This is a genomic window from Streptomyces violascens (assembly GCF_014649955.1).
Lineage (GTDB): Bacteria > Actinomycetota > Actinomycetes > Streptomycetales > Streptomycetaceae > Streptomyces > Streptomyces violascens.
Map to the genome: position 1 here is coordinate 931,565 of NZ_BMUA01000001.1, position 16,068 is coordinate 947,632.

The window sequence follows — 16,068 nt, forward strand, 5'->3', positions numbered from 1 at the left end:
CGCGGCCATGATGCCACACCCTTCAACTCTCCTCCTGTTGAAGTGTCTTTCGCCGGACTCAGCCGAGAAAACTCAGCCGCACCTGCCGGTTCGGATTGTCCTTGTTCGTGTCCACCAGGCACACCGACTGCCAGGTGCCGAGCGCGAGCCGCCCGCCGATGACCGGCAGCGTGGCGTGCGGCGGCACGAGCGCGGGCAGGACGTGGTCGCGGCCGTGGCCGGGGCTGCCGTGCCGGTGCTGCCAGCGGTCGTCGGCGGGGAGCAGCGTGTGCAGCGCGGCGAGCAGGTCGTCGTCACTGCCCGCGCCGGTCTCCAGGACGGCGACTCCGGCCGTGGCGTGCGGGACGAAGACATTGAGCAGGCCGTCGCGGCCGGCCGCGCTCTGCGTCAGGAACTCCTCGCAGTCCTGGGTCAGATCGGTGACGGTCTCGTGGGAGCCGGTCGCGATGTTCAGGATGCGGGTGGTGAAGGCGTCGGACATGCTCCCCATCTTCCCGCCCGGGCGCCGGGTACGCGCGGGCGCCGCACCGGGGAACGCACCGGGGCCGCGACCAACGGGCAAGATCGCTCGTCCGAGGAGCGAGACACCGTTGACCCCGTCCGGAACGGGTCGCTACGTTCACGCCATGTTGCGTACAGCCCTGCTCACCACGCGCGGTCACATCGACCTGCTGCGGGTGGCGTCCGCCGCCTGTTGTCGCGGCTGCTGACGTCCTTTCGGGCGACGGGCACCCTTCTCCGCCGGTGCTGACGTCTCTTTCTGCTGGTCACACCTGCTGAGGCTCCTTGCTCCTCGGCCCGTTGCGACCAGCGACGTCGTACGCCTGCCCTCATTTTCCCAGAGCTTTCCCGGGCTTTCCCGAGCCTTCTTGAGCCTCGCCGTCACCCGCTGACGCGTGCGGCCGGACGGTCGTGTCCCGCACCCACCGCCCGGCGAGGGCACGCGCGCACATCCGCGTCGTAGGGGCGGCCGCCGCTGCCCGAGGCCCTCCCCCCTCCCCCTTCATCCCCTTCGCCCGACCATGGAGTCCCCATGACCGTCGATCACGCCCCGCCGGATATTTCGGCCAAATCCGGTGCTGCCACCCTCGCCGCACCCGTCGGCCCGGCTCTCGAACCGGTCGTTCCCGCCGCTTCCCGGGGCGGCCGACTGCGCTCCGTGCCGCGCTGGCTGCGACGTACCGTAGGGCCGCTCGTGCTGCTCGCCCTGTGGCAAGTCCTCAGCTCCACCGGGGTATTGAGCCCCGACACCCTCGCTTCGCCCGGCACCGTCGCCCGTGCCGGGGCCGATCTGATCGGGGACGGAACGCTGCCGTCGGCGATGGCCATCTCGCTCCAGCGGGTGGCGGTCGGCCTGCTCATCGGCGGCGCGGCCGGAATCACGCTGGCCCTGCTCTCCGGGCTCTCCCGGCTCGGCGAGGACCTGATCGACGCCACCGTGCAGATGCTGCGCACCGTGCCCTGGGTCGGCCTGATCCCGCTGTTCATCATCTGGCTCGGCATCGGCGAGGCCCCGAAGGTGGCTCTCATCGCGCTCGGCGTGGCCTTCCATCTGTATCTCAACGTGTACGCCGGAATCCGGGGCGTGGACGCCCAACTCGTCGAGGCAGGGCAGGCGTTGGGGCTCGGGCGCTGGGGTCTGGTGCGCCATGTGGTGCTTCCGGGCGCACTGCCCGGCGCGATGACCGGGCTTCGCTACTCGCTCGCCACCGCCTGGCTGGCCCTGGTGTTCGGCGAGTCGATCAACGCGGACGCCGGGATCGGCTTCCTGATGAATCAGGCCCGTGAGTTCTTCCGTACCGATGTGATCGTCGTCTGCCTGGTCGTGTACGCCTTCCTCGGTCTGCTCGCCGACGCCGTCGTCCGCACTCTCGAAAGGCTGCTGCTGCAATGGCGACCGACCTTCACGGGCCAGTGACCACCATGGCCACGGCCACCCCCGATGCCGTTCGGGTCGAGGGGCTGACCCGGTCCTTCGACGGGCGGGCCGTCATCGACGGGCTCGAACTCACCCTGCGGTCGGGCGAGTTCACCGCACTGCTCGGCCGCAGCGGCTGCGGCAAGTCGACGCTCCTGCGGGTGCTCGCCGGGCTCGACCGGGAGATCGAGGGCACGGTGCTCGTGCCCAAGCGGCGGGCCGTCGCCTTCCAGGCACCCCGGCTGATGCCGTGGAAGCGGGTGTGGCGCAACGTACTCCTCGGACTTCCCGGCAAGCCCCAACGAGCCGTTGCGGAGAGCGCGTTGGAGGAGGTGGGTCTCGGACACCGGTCCGGGGCCTGGCCCAAGACGCTGTCCGGCGGGGAGGCCCAGCGCGCCTCGCTGGCGCGGGCGCTGGTGCGCGAACCCGATCTGCTGCTGCTCGACGAGCCGTTCGGCGCGCTGGACGCGCTGACCCGGATCAAGGCGCAGCAGTTGGTCGCCGAGCTGTGGCAGCGTCGCGGCTGCGCGGTGCTGCTCGTCACGCATGACGTGGACGAGGCGCTGCTGCTGGCCGACCGCGTCCTTGTCATGCGGGACGGCGTCATCGCCCATGACACGCCTGTCGGTCTCGACCGGCCCCGCACGGTCGGCGCGCCCGGATTCGCCGGGCTGCGGTCCCGGCTCCTGACCGAACTGGGCGTGGAGCAGCCCGCCGCCCCGTCCCTCTGAACCCCCTGCGAAGGATGCACGTACTCATGCGACGCCACACCCTGCCCGTTCTGCTCCTGCCGCTCACCGTGCTCCTCGCCGCCTGCGGCGGGAACTCGGCTGCCGATACCAAGACCTCCGGCAGTGTCACGCTCAACGTCGGTGATCAGAAAGGCGGTTCCGAGGCCATCCTCAAGGCGGCCGGTGAGCTCGACCACCTCGACTACAAGATCAAGTGGTCGACGTTCACCTCGGGCCCGCCGCTGCTCGAAGCGGTCAACGCCAAGGCCGTCGACATCGGCGCGGTCGGCAACACGCCGCCGGTGTTCGCCGCGGGCGCCGACTCCAAGATCAAGGTGGTCGCGGCCAGTCACGGCTCGTCCGCCGGCGAGGCGATCCTCGTGCCCGAGGACTCCCCGCTGAAGCAGCCCTCGGACCTCAGGGGCAGGTCGGTCGCCGTGGCCCAGGGGAGCTCCGCCCACTACCAGTTGCTGGCCACGCTGAAGAAGGTCGGGCTCGGCATCGGCGACGTCAGGCTGAGCTATCTCCAGCCCGCCGACGCGCTTGCCGCGTTCAACCGCGGCAAGGTCGACGCCTGGGCGGTGTGGGACCCGTACACCTCGCAGGTCCTCGGCTCGAAGAAGGGGCGCGTGCTCGCCACCGGCGAGGGGGTCGTCAACGGCCTCGGGTTCCAGGTCGCGGCGCCCGCCGCGCTGGGCGACCCGGCGAAGGCGAAGGCCGTCGGGGACTACCTCCAGCGCCTCAACCGCGCCCAGGACTGGGTGTTCAAGCACCCCGAGGCCTGGGCCAAGGTCTGGTCGAAGGAGACCGGGCTCCCCTACTCCGTGGCGCTCGACTCGGTGAAGCGCAGCAACGGCACCCGCGTGACGGTGGCCGTGGACGATGCCGCGATCGCCTCGGAGCAGCAGATCGCCGATACCTTCGCCGGCCTGAAGCTGATTCCGCGCCGCTTCTCCTTCAAGGACTACGTCGACACGCGCTTCAACGGCTCGCTGCCCGCCTCCACCACCGCGCCCCGCTCGTACGGAAAGGCCTCCTCCTGATGACCGTCCATCTGCACTGGTTCCTGCCCACCGGCGGCGACGGCCGGACCCTGGTCGACCGCCACGCCTACACCGACGGGGGCATCAAACGCTCGCGGATCACCCCGGTCACCGGGGTGCGCGCGCCCGACATCGAGTATCTGGCCCAAATCGCCAAAGCGGCCGAGCAGTTGGGGTTCGAGGCGGTCCTGACGCCGACGGGGACCTGGTGCGAGGACGCCTGGCTCACGACGGCCGCGCTCGCCCAGCACACCGAGCGCCTGAAGTTCCTGGTCGCCTTCCGGCCCGGCGTCATCTCCCCCGTCCTCGCCGCGCAGATGGCGGCCACCTATCAGCGCATCACCCGCGGCCGGCTGCTGCTCAACGTGGTGACCGGAGGCGATTCGACCGAGCAGCGCCGCTTCGGCGACCACCTGGACCACGACCGGCGCTATGCGCGGACCTCGGAGTTCCTGTCCGTCGTACGGGGTGTCTGGCGCGGGCGGCCGTACGACTTCGACGGCGAGCACTACCAGGTGGAGGGCGGGCTGACCGCTCTGCCGCCGGATCCGCTGCCGGAGATCTTCTTCGGCGGCTCGTCGGCGGCGGCCGGGCCGGTGGCCGCCGACCATGCGGATGTGTATCTGACCTGGGGCGAGCCGCCCGCGCAGGTGAAGCAGAAGATCGACTGGATCCGGGGGCTCGCAAAGGAGCGGGGGCGCACCGTGCGGTTCGGCATCCGCCTGCACACCATCTCGCGGGATGCGTCGAGCGAGGCGTGGGCGACGGCCGACCGGCTGCTCGGCGATCTCGACGCCGAGACGATCGCGGCGGCCCAACAGGCGCTCGGCAAGAGCGAGTCGGTGGGCCAGCAGCGGATGCTCGCCCTGCACGGCGGCTCGCGGGCCGACCTGGAGATCTCGCCGAATCTGTGGGCGGGCGTCGGGCTCGTGCGGGGCGGCGCGGGCACGGCGCTGGTCGGCAGCCATGCGGAGGTGGCCGACCGGATCGAGGAGTACCACGACCTCGGCATCGAGCACTTCGTGCTCTCCGGCTACCCGCACCTGGAGGAGGCGTACTGGTTCGGCGAGGGGGTGACTCCCGAGCTCGCCTCGCGCGGTCTGCTGCCGAGGATCCCGGCCTCGCCGCTGCTCGGGGTGCCCGCAGCGAACGGGCGCCCGGCCTCCGCACCGGGCGGCGCTCCGCTCCTGGTGGGCGGCGGGCGCTGAGCGGGCCCTGACTCCGGGAAGATCCCCGCCCCTCGCGCGGTTAGTAGAACCGTGAACGACTTCGGGGTGCGAGACGTGGACGTGGTGGTCATAGGCGCCGGGCAGGCGGGCCTGTCCGGCGCCTACCACCTGCGGCGGGCCGGCCTGGAGCCCGACCGCGACTTCGTGGTGCTCGACCACGCGCCGCGACCGGGCGGCGCCTGGCAGTTCCGCTGGCCTTCACTCACGTACGCCAAGGTGCACGGCATGCACGCGCTGCCCGGCATGGAGCTGACGGGGGCCACCGCGGACCGCCCCTCCTCGGAGGTCATCGGCGGGTATTTCGGCGCATACGAGGACGCCTTCGATCTGCGGGTGCACCGGCCCGTCGACGTCGGCGCCGTACGGGAGGGCGAAAGAGGGCGGCTGCTCGTCGAGACCTCCTCGGAGGGCGGCTATGCGACGCGGGCGCTGATCAATGCCACCGGGACCTGGGACCGGCCGTTCTGGCCGCGCCATCCGGGCCAGGAGACGTTCCGGGGGCGGCAGTTGCACACCGCGAACTATCCGGGCCCCGGCGCTTTCGCGGGGCAGCGGGTCGTCGTGGTCGGCGGCGGAGCCTCGGGCACCCAGCATCTGATGGAGATCGCCGAAGTCGCGGCGGGCACGACGTGGGTGACGCGCCGGCCGCCGGTGTTCCGCGAGGGCCCGTTCGACGAGGACGCCGGGCGCGAGGCCGTGGCGATGGTCGAGGAACGGGTACGGCTCGGGCTGCCGCCGAGGAGCGTGGTCTCGGTGACGGGCCTGCCGCTGAACGACGCCGTCCGCGCCGCGCGGGCCAAGGGGGTCCTGGACCGGCTTCCGATGTTCGACCGGATCACCGAGCACGGGGTCGCCTGGAACGACGGGCGGACCATCGAGGCCGACGTCATCCTCTGGGCGACCGGGTTCCGCCCGGTCGTCGGCCATCTCGCCCCGCTGCGGCTGCGCGAGCCGGGCGGCGGCATCCGCATCGAGGGGACCAGGGCGGCCAGGGACGAGCGCGTCCACTTGGTCGGCTACGGCCCTTCGGCATCGACGATCGGCGCGAACCGGGCCGGGCGGGCGGCGGTGCGCGAGATCAAGCGGCTGCTCGACCGGAATCCGGTCGGGGTGTAGCCGGCCCGCCCGGGGGCGACAGCCGGCTCAGGCCGCCTTGGCCGCCTTCTTCCGGTTCTCGTTGAACTCCGCCACGTTCAGCTCCTGCTGGGCATAGCTGTCGGTGAAGCGGGTGTCGCCGGGGGCCACCGTCACGAAGTAGAGCCAGTTGCCCGGGGGCGGGTTCAGGGCGGCGCTCATCGCCTGCCGGCCCGGGTTTCCGATGGGCGTCGGCGGCAGGCCCTTGTGCTGGTAGGTGTTGTACGGGCTGTCGGTCCTGGTCTCGGCCGCCGTGGTGGTCAGCGTCGAGCGGTTGAGCGCGTAGTTCAGCGTCGAGTCCATCTGGAGCGGCATGCCGAGGGCCAGGCGGTTGCGGATGACGCGCGAGACCTTGCCCATGTCGGCGGGGGTTTCGGCCTCGGCCTGCACGATTCCTGCGATGGTCATCACCTGATACGCCGTCAGCCTGCCGTGCCGGGTGCGCACGGCGGTCCGATCCGGCCCGAACTGCTTGTTGGCGGTCGCGACCATGTAGGCGAGCAGCCCGCCGGGGGTCGTGTCGTCCGTGATCGGGTACGTCGCCGGGTACAGATACCCCTCGGGGTTCCCCTTGGCCTCGGCCGGAAGCTTGAGGTGCGCCTTGGCGGCGGCGGCTTTCGTGGTCCCGGGCGGCAGATCGAGACCCTTGTCGACGGCCGCGTACACCTGGCTCGCCCGCCATCCCTCCGGCACAACCAGCGTCCGGGCCGGGGCCCCGGTCTCCCGCAGCAGCAGGAAGAGCGCCACAGCGTTGACCACGAGCAGCGCGAACGCCAGCAGGAGGAGCAGTCGGCCACGCCGGGACAGCCCGGCCCGTCGACGGTACGAGGTCTCACTCATGGCGGCACGCTACCTCCAGATATAAGGCAAATCAGACATTCACCACTGATCGACACGTAACGCGCCCAGCCTTGGGGAACACACGAACAGGGGATCGGTTGTTCGCCGGTACGCGTGATCGTCACGCCATTCGTTGCTCAACTCCCTTGTGGCGAAGGATGCTTGACGGGCGCAAGCGACGGGCTGCAGACCGGAGTTGCGCAGTCCCACAGCGGCATCCGTCCGATGCCCACCGCACAAGGAGAAAGCACCACCATGAACCTCATTACTGGCCTGCTCGCCGGCGTCCTCCACTTCATCGGCTGGCTCGTCTGACGATCGTCACGCCCGGCGCCGCCGCTCCCCGTCCCACGGGAGCGGCGGCGTCGCCGTGTGCGGGGACACCGGCGCTCAGCCCTGGACCGGGGCCAGCTCGGCGTCCCTGCGGACCAGGGCGGCGTATCTGCCGTCCCGGTCGAGCAGTTCCTCATGGGTGCCGCGCTCGGCGATCAGGCCGCCGTCGAGGACGACGATCTGGTCCGCGTCGCGCACGGTGGACAGACGGTGGGCGATGGTGATCGTGGTGCGGCCCTCGGAGAGCGCGTCGATGGCCTGCTGGACGGCGTGTTCGGTACGGGTGTCGAGCGCGCTGGTCGCCTCGTCGAGGATGAGGACGGGCGGGTCGCGCAGGATCGTACGGGCGATGGCCAGGCGCTGTTTCTCGCCGCCGGAGAACCGGTAGCCGCGCTCGCCGACCAGGGTGTCGTAGCCGTCCGGCAGCGAGGCGATGTGGTCGTGGATCTGGGCGGCGCGGGCGGCCTCCTCCAGCTCCTCGTCGGTGGCTTCCGGCTTGGCGAAGCGGAGGTTCTCGGCGACCGAGGCGTGGAAGAGGTACGTCTCCTGGGAGACCACGCCGACCGAGCGGGCCAGGCTGTCGAAGTCCAGCTCGCGCACGTCGACGCCGTCGAGAGTGACGCGGCCGCCGGTCACGTCGTACAGGCGCGGCACCAGGTAGCTGAGCGTGGACTTGCCGGAGCCGGTGGGGCCGACCACGGCGAGGCTGCCGCCCGCGGGCACGGACAGGTCGATGCCGGAGAGGGTGGGCCGCTCCTGCTTGTCGTCGTAGTGGAAGTCGACGCCTTCGAAGCGGACGGCTCCGCGTGCCTTGGTCAGGCGTACCGGCTCGTCGGGCTCGGTGATGTCCACCGGCAGGTCGAGGTATTCGAAGATCCGCTGGAAGAGGGCGAGCGAGGTCTGCATCTGGACGCCCGTGGACAGCAGGCTCACGGCGGGCCGGAACAGCCCCTGCTGGAGCGACACGAAGGCGACGAGGGTGCCGATGGAGACGGAGGGGCCGCCGGTCTCCAGGGCTATGCCGGCCGCCCAGTAGATGACGGCGGGCATGGCGGCCATGACTATACCGATGGTGGACATGCGCCAGCGGCCGGCCATGTTGGAGCGGACTTCGAGGTCGACAAGGCGCTCGGACTCGGCGGCGAAGGACTTGGTCAGCGAGTCGGCCCGGCCCATGGTGCGGCCGAGCAGGATGCCGCTCACCGACAGCGATTCGGTGACTTCGGCGGCCATGGCGGCCATCTGCTTCTGGCGCTGGGTCGTGATCTTCTTGCGTTCGCGGCCGACCCGGCGGCTGATCCACACGAACACCGGCAGCAGGACCAGCGACACGAGGGTCAGGCGCCAGTCGAGCGCGAGCATCGCGACGACGGAGGCGACGACGGCCGTGAGGTTGGAGACCAGCGAGGTCGCGGTGGAGGTGACGGTCGCCTGCATGCCGCCGATGTCGTTGGCGATGCGGGACTGCACCTCGCCGGTGCGCGTCCGAGTGAAGAAGGCGAGCGGCATCCGCTGGAGCTGGGCGTAGACCGCGGTGCGCAGGTCGTGCATGACGCGCTGGCCGACGGTGGTGCTGATGAGCGTCTGCAGCACGCCGAACACGCTGTTCACGACAGCGGTGGCGATCATGCCGAGGGCGAGCAGGCTCAGCAGGCCCGTGCGGTTCTGCGGGATGGCCACGTCGAGGATCTCGCGCAGCAGGAACGGCGAGGCGACCGAGACCAGCGAGGACGCGGCGACGAGAAGCCCGACGATCGCGAGCCTGCCGCGGTAGGGGCGGAACAGGCCGAGGATGCGGCGGATCTGGGCCGGCTCTCGCGGCTCGGCGCCGCGGGGCGGGGGTGTCCAGGTGGATTGTTCGGGGCGCATGGGCTCCTTCGACAGGGTGTGAGGGCGTCCGCCCGAAGGCGCAACGGCGATGACTTCGGGAGCATAGCTCATTGTTACCTATACTCACAATGAACGGGGTCCTGTTATTGTTCCCCTATGCAGCCACACATTTCCCGGGCCCCCGACGCCGACGGCCTGCTGGCCGAGCAGTTGCTGCGGCTGACCCGCCGACTGCACCGGATCCAGAAGCAGCACCTGGAGCCGGTCGGCATCACGCCCGCGCAGTCCCGGCTGCTGCGCACGGTCGCGCACTGGAACGAGCCGCCGCGCATGGCCGATCTGGCCGCCCGCCTCGAAGTGGTCCCGCGCGCCGTGACCACGCTGGTCGACGCGCTGGAGGAGAGCGGGAACGTGCGCCGGGTGCCGGATCCGACCAACCGCCGGGTGATCCGCATCGAGCTCACGGACGCGGGCCGCGCCACGCTGCGTGCCCTGCGCAGCGCGCGCCGGGGCGCCGCGGAGGAGATCCTGGCTCCATTGACCGCCGACCAGCGCGAGGTGCTCGGCGGACTCCTTACGGCTCTGGTGGACGGATCTCCGGAGCGCCGCTGCTGACGGACCCGAGGAGGCCGTGGCCATGCCACTCCTTGAGCCAGATCCGGGAAGCCTGCGCCCGCGAGGGCGCCGCGAGCCGTCGCCCGACCGGGTCCCCGACCGCCTGGCGGCCGGCACTCCCGAGCCGCTGCGCTCGGAGCTGATCGCGCTGCTCGGCGCGGACAAGGTGTGCTGGAAGGTATCCGACCTCGTACGGTACGCCTCGGACGCCAGCCCGTACCGCTTCGTCCCGCAGGCCGTCGTCGTCGCCGAGGACATCGACGACGTCTCCGCGGTCCTGTCGTACGCGCACGGCAGGGGCCGCGAAGTCGTCTTCCGGGCGGCGGGCACCAGCCTGAACGGGCAGGCGCAGGGCGAGGACATCCTGGTCGACGTGCGCCGGCACTGGGCGGGGATCGAGGTGCTCGACGACGGGCTGCGGGCGCGGGTGCTTCCGGGGACCACCGTCGTCCGCGCCAATGCCGCGCTCGCCCGGCACGGCCGGGTGCTCGGGCCCGATCCGGCGAGTGCGATCGCCTGCACGGTCGGCGGGGTCGTCGCCAACAACGCCTCGGGCATGACGGCGGGCACCACCCGCAACTCGTACCGCACCGTCTCCTCGCTCACCTTCGTGCTGCCGAGCGGCACGGTCGTCGATACCGGCGATCCGGCGGCCGACGAGGACCTCGCGCATGCCGAACCCCGGCTCTGCGAGGGACTGCTGGCCCTCAAGGCGGAGATCGAGGCGGACGCGGAGCTGACCGCCCGGATCCGCGCCAAGTACACGATCAAGAACACCAACGGCTACCGCCTGGACGCGTTCCTCGACGGGGCGACGCCCGTCGAGATCCTGCGCGGGCTGATGGTCGGCTCCGAAGGCACCTTCGGCTTCATCTCCGAGGTCGTCTTCGACACGCTGCCGCTGGACCGCCTGGTGTCCACGGCGCTGCTCTTCTTCCCCTCGCTGCCCGCCGCGGCGGCGGCCGTGCCGCTGTTCAACGAGGCGGGCGCGATCGCCGTCGAGCTGATGGACGGCAATACGCTGCGGGCCTCCGTCCGTGTCAAGGGGGTGCCCGCCGACTGGGCCGGGCTGCCCAAGGACACCACCGCGCTCCTGGTGGAGTTCCGGGCGCCCCACGAGGCGGCGCAGGACGCGTACGAGCGGGCCGCCGCCGCGGTGATGGCCGGGCTCGACCTCGTCGCGCCCGTCGCCTCGGTGACCAACGAACTCACCCGGGACGCGCGGACGATCGCCGGGTACTGGAAGGCCCGCAAGGCCTTCGTGACCGCGGTCGGCGGGTCCCGGCCCTCCGGTACGACGCTGATCACGGAGGACTTCGCGGTACCGCCGTCCAGCCTCTCCGAGGCCTGTGCCGCGCTGCTCGAACTCCAGGCCCGGCACGGTTTCGACGCGGCCGTCGCCGGCCATGCCGCGCACGGGAACCTGCACTTCCTGCTCGCCTTCGACGCGTCGAAGCCGTCCGACGTCGAGCGGTACGCGGCGTTCATGGACGAGTTCTGCCGCCTCACGGTGGAACGCTTCGACGGGTCGCTCAAGGCCGAGCACGCCACGGGCCGCAACATCGCCCCGTTCCTGGAGCTGGAGTGGGGGCCGAAGGCGACCGGGCTGATGTGGCGCACCAAGCAAGTCATCGATCCCGACGGGGTGTTGGCGCCGCGCATCGTGCTCGACCGCGACCCGCAGGCGCACCTTCGAGGGCTCAAGACAATCCCGAAGGTGGAGCCGATCGCCGATCCGTGCATCGAGTGCGGCTTCTGCGAGCCGACCTGCCCCAGCCGCGACCTGACCACCACACCCCGCCAACGGATCGTGCTGCGAAGGGAGTCGATGCGCCAGCCGGACGGCTCGCCCGTGGAGGCCGGGCTGCTCGAATCGTACGGCTATGACGCGGTCGACACCTGTGCCGGTGACTCCACCTGCGCCCTCGACTGTCCGGTCGGCATCGACACGGGCGCCCTGATGAGGGAGTTCCGGCACCGGCGGCACAGCCCGCGCGAGGAGCGCGTCGCCGCGCTCGCCGCCCGCCGTTTCAAGGCGGTCGAGGCCTCCGTGCGCCTCGCCGTCGCGGCGGCGGACAAGGTCGGCGACCGGCTTCTGGAGCGGGCGACCGGCCTCGCCCGGCGGGCCGTGCGCCCCGATCTCGTACCGGAGTGGCTGCCCCAGATCCCGGGCGCGGCCCCTGCATCGCTCCCCCGCACCGAGCGGGTCGGCGCCTCGGCCGTGTACTACCCGGCCTGCGTCAACCGCATCTTCGGCGAACCCGAGGGCTTCCGCGGGCCCTCGCTCCCCCAGGCCCTGGTGGCCGTGTCCGAACGCGCCGGGCGGCCGGTGTGGATCCCGGACGACGTCGCGGGCACCTGCTGCGCCACGATCTGGCACTCCAAGGGGTATGCCGAGGGCAACGCGGTGATGGCCAACCGCATCGTCCGGGCCGCGTGGGGCTGGACCGCAGGCGGCCTGCTCCCGCTGGTCGTCGACGCATCATCGTGCACGCTCGGCATCGCGCACGAGGTGGTGCCGTATCTCACCGACGACAACCGGGAGTTGCACCGCGAGCTGAAGGTGGTCGACTCCGTGGTGTGGGCCGCGGAGGAGCTGCTTGAGCACCTCACGATTCTGCGCACGGCACGGTCGGCCGTCCTCCATCCGACGTGCTCCATGAGGCACTTGGGCGACGAGGCGTCGTTGCGGGCCGTCGCCTCGGCCTGCGCGGAGGAGGTCGTCGTGCCGGACGATGCGGGGTGCTGCGGGTTTGCGGGGGACCGCGGGATGCTGCATCCCGAGCTGACCGCTTCGGCCACGGCGCGGGAGGCGGTTGAGGTTGGTTCGCGCCCCTACGAGGCGCATCTGTCGGCCAACCGGATGTGTGAGGTGGGGCTGGAGCGGGCTACCGGGCGGCGGTACTACTCCGTGATTCTTGAGCTTGAGCGGGCGACTCGGCCGGGGCCGGGGTATTTGAGGCGGAGCTAGGCGCGAGTGCTGGGCGCCGGGGCGGGGTCCGGGTGCGGGGCCCGGGTGCAGGTCGTCCTGGGCTTGTCGCTCCCCCGAGTTCTCGGCTCCGCTCGAACAGGGGGACCCCCATCGCGGCGGAGCCGCACCATGTCACAGCCCCGCGCCCCTGTAGGGCGCTCAGTACTGCATCGGGGCTCCGCAAAGCCACTCTTCGCACCCCGACACGCGCACCCGCCCTCTTGCGCATCGCCCGCCTCACCCACCAAGGTCGCTACCTGAGTTCGGTAAAGGTCTCACAAACGTCAGCCCATGGGATTCCTGTCTCTCACCAGGAGGTTCGATGAACGACGCGGTGCCGGAGCAGCACGAGGTCAGTCGGCGGTCGGTTCTGGGGGCCGCGGGGGCCGCCGGGGCCGGGCTCGCTCTCGGGGCCACACCCGCCGCAGCGGAGGAGGTTTCCGCGCGGGAACCCCGGCGCCAGGGCGGGACCATGATCGGGGTGCCCTTTCAGCGGCGTTCGGCCGTGCGGGTCGCGTTGATCGGGCTCGGCAATCGGGGCGGGGCGATGATCGAGCTCTATCTCGCCGTGCCCGGCGTCAAGGTGGTGGCGTTGTGCGATCCGGTGAGGGCGAAGGCCGAGCGGGCCGCCGCCAAGGTCGTGGCCGCCGGGCAGCCCGCGCCGGCCGTCTACGTGCACGGGGACCACGACTACGAGCAGCTGCTCAAGCGCGGTGACATCGACTTCGCGCATGTCGCCACGCCCTGGGACTCGCACTTCGAGATCGCCAAGTCGGCGCTCCTGAACGGGGTTCACGTCGGCGTGGAGTGCCCCGTCGCGCTCCAGCTGGACCAGCTGTGGGACCTCGTGAACCTCTCCGAACGCACCCGCAGGCACTGCATGCAGCTGGAGAACTGTTGTTACGGGCGCAACGAGATGCGGGTGCTGCGCATGGCGCACGCGGGCAAATTCGGGGATCTGCTGCACGGCGCGGGCGCGTACAACCACGATCTGCGGGGCCTGATGTTCGACCCCGCGTACTACGAAGGCCCGTGGCGCAGGCTCTGGCACACCCGGCTGCGCGGCGACCTCTACCCCAACCACGGCTTCGGCCCGGTCGCCAACTACATGGACCTCAACCGGGGCGACCGCGCGGTCAGCATCGTCAGCGTCGGCTCGCCCTCGCTCGGCCTGGCCCAGTACCGAGCCGCCAACATGCCTGCGGGCGACCCGAGTTGGAAGGAGACCTACATCGAGAGCGATCGCACGATCAGCCTCGTGCAGACCGCCAGGGGCCGGGTGATCCGCCTGGAGCACGACGTCTCGACGCCGCATCCGTACAGCCGGATCAACAGCCTCGGCGGCACCTTGGGGCTCTTCGAGGACTACCCCGAGCGGATCTACATCGAGCCGGACCACAAGAACGACGAGTGGGGCGACTTCTCGAAGTACGCCGAGTGGGACCACTGGCTGTGGAAGGAGCACGCCAATCCGCCCGGCGGGCACGGCGGGATGGACTACATGCTGGTGTTCCGCCTCATGCAGTGCATGCGCCTGGGTCTCGTGCCCGACTTCGACGTGTACGACGCGGCGACGTGGACCTCGCCGGTCCCGCTGAGCAATCTGTCGATCAAGCAGCACGGCATGCCGCAGCGGATTCCCGACTTCACGCGCGGCGAGTGGAAGAAGCCCCGGCCCGGGATGGACTCCGAGAAGCCCGCAGAAGTGTGAAGCAGGGTGCCCCCTGTCCGGGGGCACCCGCGTTTCAGCAGTGCCGGACGTCCTCCGTCAGGGCACCCTGGGCCGTTTTCAGGCTGCGGTCGTAGCAGCCGTCCGAGCCGTACAGGCGGTAGCGCTCGGCGGAGGTGCCGACCGCGTGGCGCTGCTCGCGCGGCACGTTCATCGTCCAGGACGCGTCACCCTGATAGGTGTCGTCGAGGTGCGAGAAGGCGGTGGGGCGCGCGCCGCGCAGGGTGACGGCGTCCGCGCGGTCGCCGAGGGTGATGACGGTGCGCAGCCGGTTGTCCGCGGCGATGGTCGTCGTGCCGTCCATCGTGTAGGTCCGGTTGTTCCGGGCGGTCACCGCCGGGCCACGGCCGTCCGTCGTCACACTCTCGTCGTCGCGCCAACTCCCCTTCAGGGCATCGGTGTTCTCGCCCTCGGTCCAGCGGTGCACCGAGTCGGCCGACACCGAGCGGGCCACCGTCGTGGTGACGCGGCCGTGCGAGGTGTCGAGGTAGCCGGCCGTGGTGAGCCGGTGGCTGCTGCTCGCGTCGAGACGCAGTTCCGGTGAACCCGGCTTGTACGTCGTCGAGTTGACCGGCTTCGTCTCGTCGTGCCGGGTCAGCGCGCCGGTGACGACCTTGCTGCCCTTGTCCTGCCAGACCAGCAGGTTCGTGGGCGTGGACCAGCCCGACTGTCCTGCGGGGACTCCGGCGACGGACACCTCGACCTGGTGCGGGCGGCCGTCGTTGAGCAGTGCCGCGTACGGCGTCAGGTCGTACTCGACGGGCTTCACGTCGAAGGCGCGGGGCGCGGGAACGACGTACCAGAGGAAGGGGTTGGACCAGCCGCCCGTCCATACGGTGGGGAACGGGGCGGCTATTCCGGCGAGTTGGCCGTCGACCCTGACCTGCACCTCCCGGTTCGGCCCGGCGGGCGCCTTGCAGGAGTAGGCGGCGGGGTCGGGGACCGCGAGGTACCAGAACTCCTCGCAGCCGCCGCCCGAGCCGGTCGCGTACACCTCGGCGACGACGCGTTCCGCGTTGCGCGGGGTGGTGACCTGCGGGGTGTCCAGCGGGAGCACCTTGTCGGGGGTCGCGGCGGGCGCGGTGCGACCCTCGGCGGCGTAGAAGGTGAGCGTCACCCTGACGTCGATGACGCCGGTGTAGGTGTCGTCGACGGTGTTGCCGATGAGCATCTCGACGGGCTGCGCGGCGCGGAGGGTGTCGCTGTAGCGCGTGACGTCCTTCTCGACGTTCCAGGCGATGCCGTCCACCGAGGGCTCCGGCGTCGAGGTGCGCAGCACTTCCACGCCGCCCACGTGGAGATAGCCGAGGCGGTCGTACTGGCGCCCCTTGACCTTGCCGTCGAGGCGCAGCACCACCTTGCTCCAGCGGTCCCCGCAGCCCTTGGGCGGCGCGTAACTCCCCTTGTAGGGCGTGTAGTCGCGGAACTTGGCCTCGGCCAGGGTGACTTGGCAGGACTTGGTGTGCGGGGTGGCCACCGGCGGCGCCGCGGTCAGCGGGTCGTGCCAGTCGGTGCCGAACTCGGCGGGCGGGGTGTCGGCAGCGGCGGCCGGGCCCGCGCCGAGCAGCAGACCGGCGGCCAGGGTGAGGCCGCCGAGCATGGACATGATCCTTCGTCGTCTCATGGGTCAGGAGTGAAGCGCGAGCGCGGCCGGGACGCCAGACCCGAGGGGCGGACCATGGCGGGTTCTGGGCC

The 16,068-nt window shown here is 71.1% G+C and carries 13 protein-coding genes; 9 read left to right on the forward strand and 4 right to left on the reverse strand.

The features are described 5' to 3' along the window. Positions 1-58 precede the first annotated feature (58 nt). Complete coding sequence (locus IE206_RS04365) at positions 59-481, reverse strand: YjbQ family protein (protein ID WP_189960522.1); 423 nt, start codon at positions 479-481, stop codon at positions 59-61. 552 nt (positions 482-1,033) lie between these two features. Between IE206_RS04365 and IE206_RS04370 the strand changes: the two genes are divergently transcribed. From IE206_RS04370 to IE206_RS04390, 5 genes are read left to right on the forward strand one after another with little or no spacing between them, the layout of a single operon-like run. After that, on the forward strand, positions 1,034-1,918 hold the full coding sequence (locus IE206_RS04370) for an ABC transporter permease (protein WP_189960523.1): 885 nt from the start codon (positions 1,034-1,036) through the stop codon (positions 1,916-1,918). Beyond that, on the forward strand, positions 1,891-2,649 hold the full coding sequence (locus IE206_RS04375) for an ABC transporter ATP-binding protein (RefSeq protein WP_189960524.1): 759 nt from the start codon (positions 1,891-1,893) through the stop codon (positions 2,647-2,649). The genes IE206_RS04370 and IE206_RS04375 overlap by 28 nt, the downstream gene beginning before the upstream one ends. A 26-nt stretch (positions 2,650-2,675) precedes the next feature. Then, the gene (locus IE206_RS04380) at positions 2,676-3,692 is read left to right on the forward strand and encodes an ABC transporter substrate-binding protein (protein WP_189960525.1); all 1,017 of its coding nucleotides are present in this window, start codon (positions 2,676-2,678) and stop codon (positions 3,690-3,692) included. Continuing rightward, positions 3,692-4,900, forward strand: a complete 1,209-nt coding sequence (locus IE206_RS04385; protein WP_189960526.1) for an LLM class flavin-dependent oxidoreductase — start codon at positions 3,692-3,694, stop codon at positions 4,898-4,900. The genes IE206_RS04380 and IE206_RS04385 overlap by 1 nt, the downstream gene beginning before the upstream one ends. A gap of 51 nt (positions 4,901-4,951) precedes the next feature. Beyond that, positions 4,952-6,037: an NAD(P)-binding domain-containing protein gene (locus tag IE206_RS04390; protein ID WP_226598720.1), complete on the forward strand. Its 1,086-nt coding sequence runs from the start codon at positions 4,952-4,954 to the stop codon at positions 6,035-6,037. 27 nt (positions 6,038-6,064) lie between these two features. On the opposite strand, the gene mltG is transcribed toward IE206_RS04390, so the two are convergent. Continuing rightward, positions 6,065-6,895: an endolytic transglycosylase MltG gene (gene mltG / locus IE206_RS04395; protein ID WP_189960527.1), complete on the reverse strand. Its 831-nt coding sequence runs from the start codon at positions 6,893-6,895 to the stop codon at positions 6,065-6,067. Positions 6,896-7,057: 162 nt separating this feature from the next. On the opposite strand from mltG, the gene IE206_RS04400 reads away from it, so the two are divergent. After that, positions 7,058-7,210, forward strand: coding sequence for a hypothetical protein (locus tag IE206_RS04400; RefSeq protein ID WP_189960528.1), 153 nt, complete (start codon positions 7,058-7,060; stop codon positions 7,208-7,210). A 75-nt stretch (positions 7,211-7,285) separates the two neighbouring features. Here IE206_RS04400 and IE206_RS04405 read toward each other — a convergent pair whose 3' ends face one another. Next, a complete protein-coding gene (locus tag IE206_RS04405) occupies positions 7,286-9,097 on the reverse strand; it encodes an ABC transporter ATP-binding protein (protein WP_189960529.1) in 1,812 nt (603 codons plus the stop codon). A 117-nt stretch (positions 9,098-9,214) separates the two neighbouring features. On the opposite strand from IE206_RS04405, the gene IE206_RS04410 reads away from it, so the two are divergent. The 3 genes from IE206_RS04410 to IE206_RS04420 all read left to right on the forward strand — a co-directional run bounded on the left by IE206_RS04410 (position 9,215) and on the right by IE206_RS04420 (position 14,355). Then, on the forward strand, positions 9,215-9,673 hold the full coding sequence (locus tag IE206_RS04410) for a MarR family winged helix-turn-helix transcriptional regulator (protein ID WP_189960530.1): 459 nt from the start codon (positions 9,215-9,217) through the stop codon (positions 9,671-9,673). Between the two features lie 22 nt (positions 9,674-9,695). Then, positions 9,696-12,644: an FAD-binding and (Fe-S)-binding domain-containing protein gene (locus tag IE206_RS04415; RefSeq protein WP_189960531.1), complete on the forward strand. Its 2,949-nt coding sequence runs from the start codon at positions 9,696-9,698 to the stop codon at positions 12,642-12,644. Between the two features lie 322 nt (positions 12,645-12,966). Continuing rightward, positions 12,967-14,355, forward strand: coding sequence for a Gfo/Idh/MocA family protein (locus IE206_RS04420; RefSeq protein ID WP_189960532.1), 1,389 nt, complete (start codon positions 12,967-12,969; stop codon positions 14,353-14,355). A gap of 34 nt (positions 14,356-14,389) precedes the next feature. On the opposite strand, the gene IE206_RS04425 is transcribed toward IE206_RS04420, so the two are convergent. Next, complete coding sequence (locus tag IE206_RS04425) at positions 14,390-15,997, reverse strand: peptide-N4-asparagine amidase (RefSeq protein ID WP_226598721.1); 1,608 nt, start codon at positions 15,995-15,997, stop codon at positions 14,390-14,392. Positions 15,998-16,068 lie beyond the last annotated feature (71 nt).

Coding starts and splice junctions, on each gene's coding strand:
- mltG (WP_189960527.1), bottom strand. CDS start 6,895: ATGAGTGAGACCTCGTACCGTCGACGGGCCGGGCTGTCCCGGCGTGGC.
- IE206_RS04425 (WP_226598721.1), bottom strand. CDS start 15,997: ATGAGACGACGAAGGATCATGTCCATGCTCGGCGGCCTCACCCTGGCC.
- IE206_RS04410 (WP_189960530.1), top strand. CDS start 9,215: ATGCAGCCACACATTTCCCGGGCCCCCGACGCCGACGGCCTGCTGGCC.
- IE206_RS04375 (WP_189960524.1), top strand. CDS start 1,891: ATGGCGACCGACCTTCACGGGCCAGTGACCACCATGGCCACGGCCACC.
- IE206_RS04385 (WP_189960526.1), top strand. CDS start 3,692: ATGACCGTCCATCTGCACTGGTTCCTGCCCACCGGCGGCGACGGCCGG.
- IE206_RS04415 (WP_189960531.1), top strand. CDS start 9,696: ATGCCACTCCTTGAGCCAGATCCGGGAAGCCTGCGCCCGCGAGGGCGC.
- IE206_RS04405 (WP_189960529.1), bottom strand. CDS start 9,097: ATGCGCCCCGAACAATCCACCTGGACACCCCCGCCCCGCGGCGCCGAG.
- IE206_RS04420 (WP_189960532.1), top strand. CDS start 12,967: ATGAACGACGCGGTGCCGGAGCAGCACGAGGTCAGTCGGCGGTCGGTT.
- IE206_RS04365 (WP_189960522.1), bottom strand. CDS start 481: ATGTCCGACGCCTTCACCACCCGCATCCTGAACATCGCGACCGGCTCC.
- IE206_RS04380 (WP_189960525.1), top strand. CDS start 2,676: ATGCGACGCCACACCCTGCCCGTTCTGCTCCTGCCGCTCACCGTGCTC.
- IE206_RS04370 (WP_189960523.1), top strand. CDS start 1,034: ATGACCGTCGATCACGCCCCGCCGGATATTTCGGCCAAATCCGGTGCT.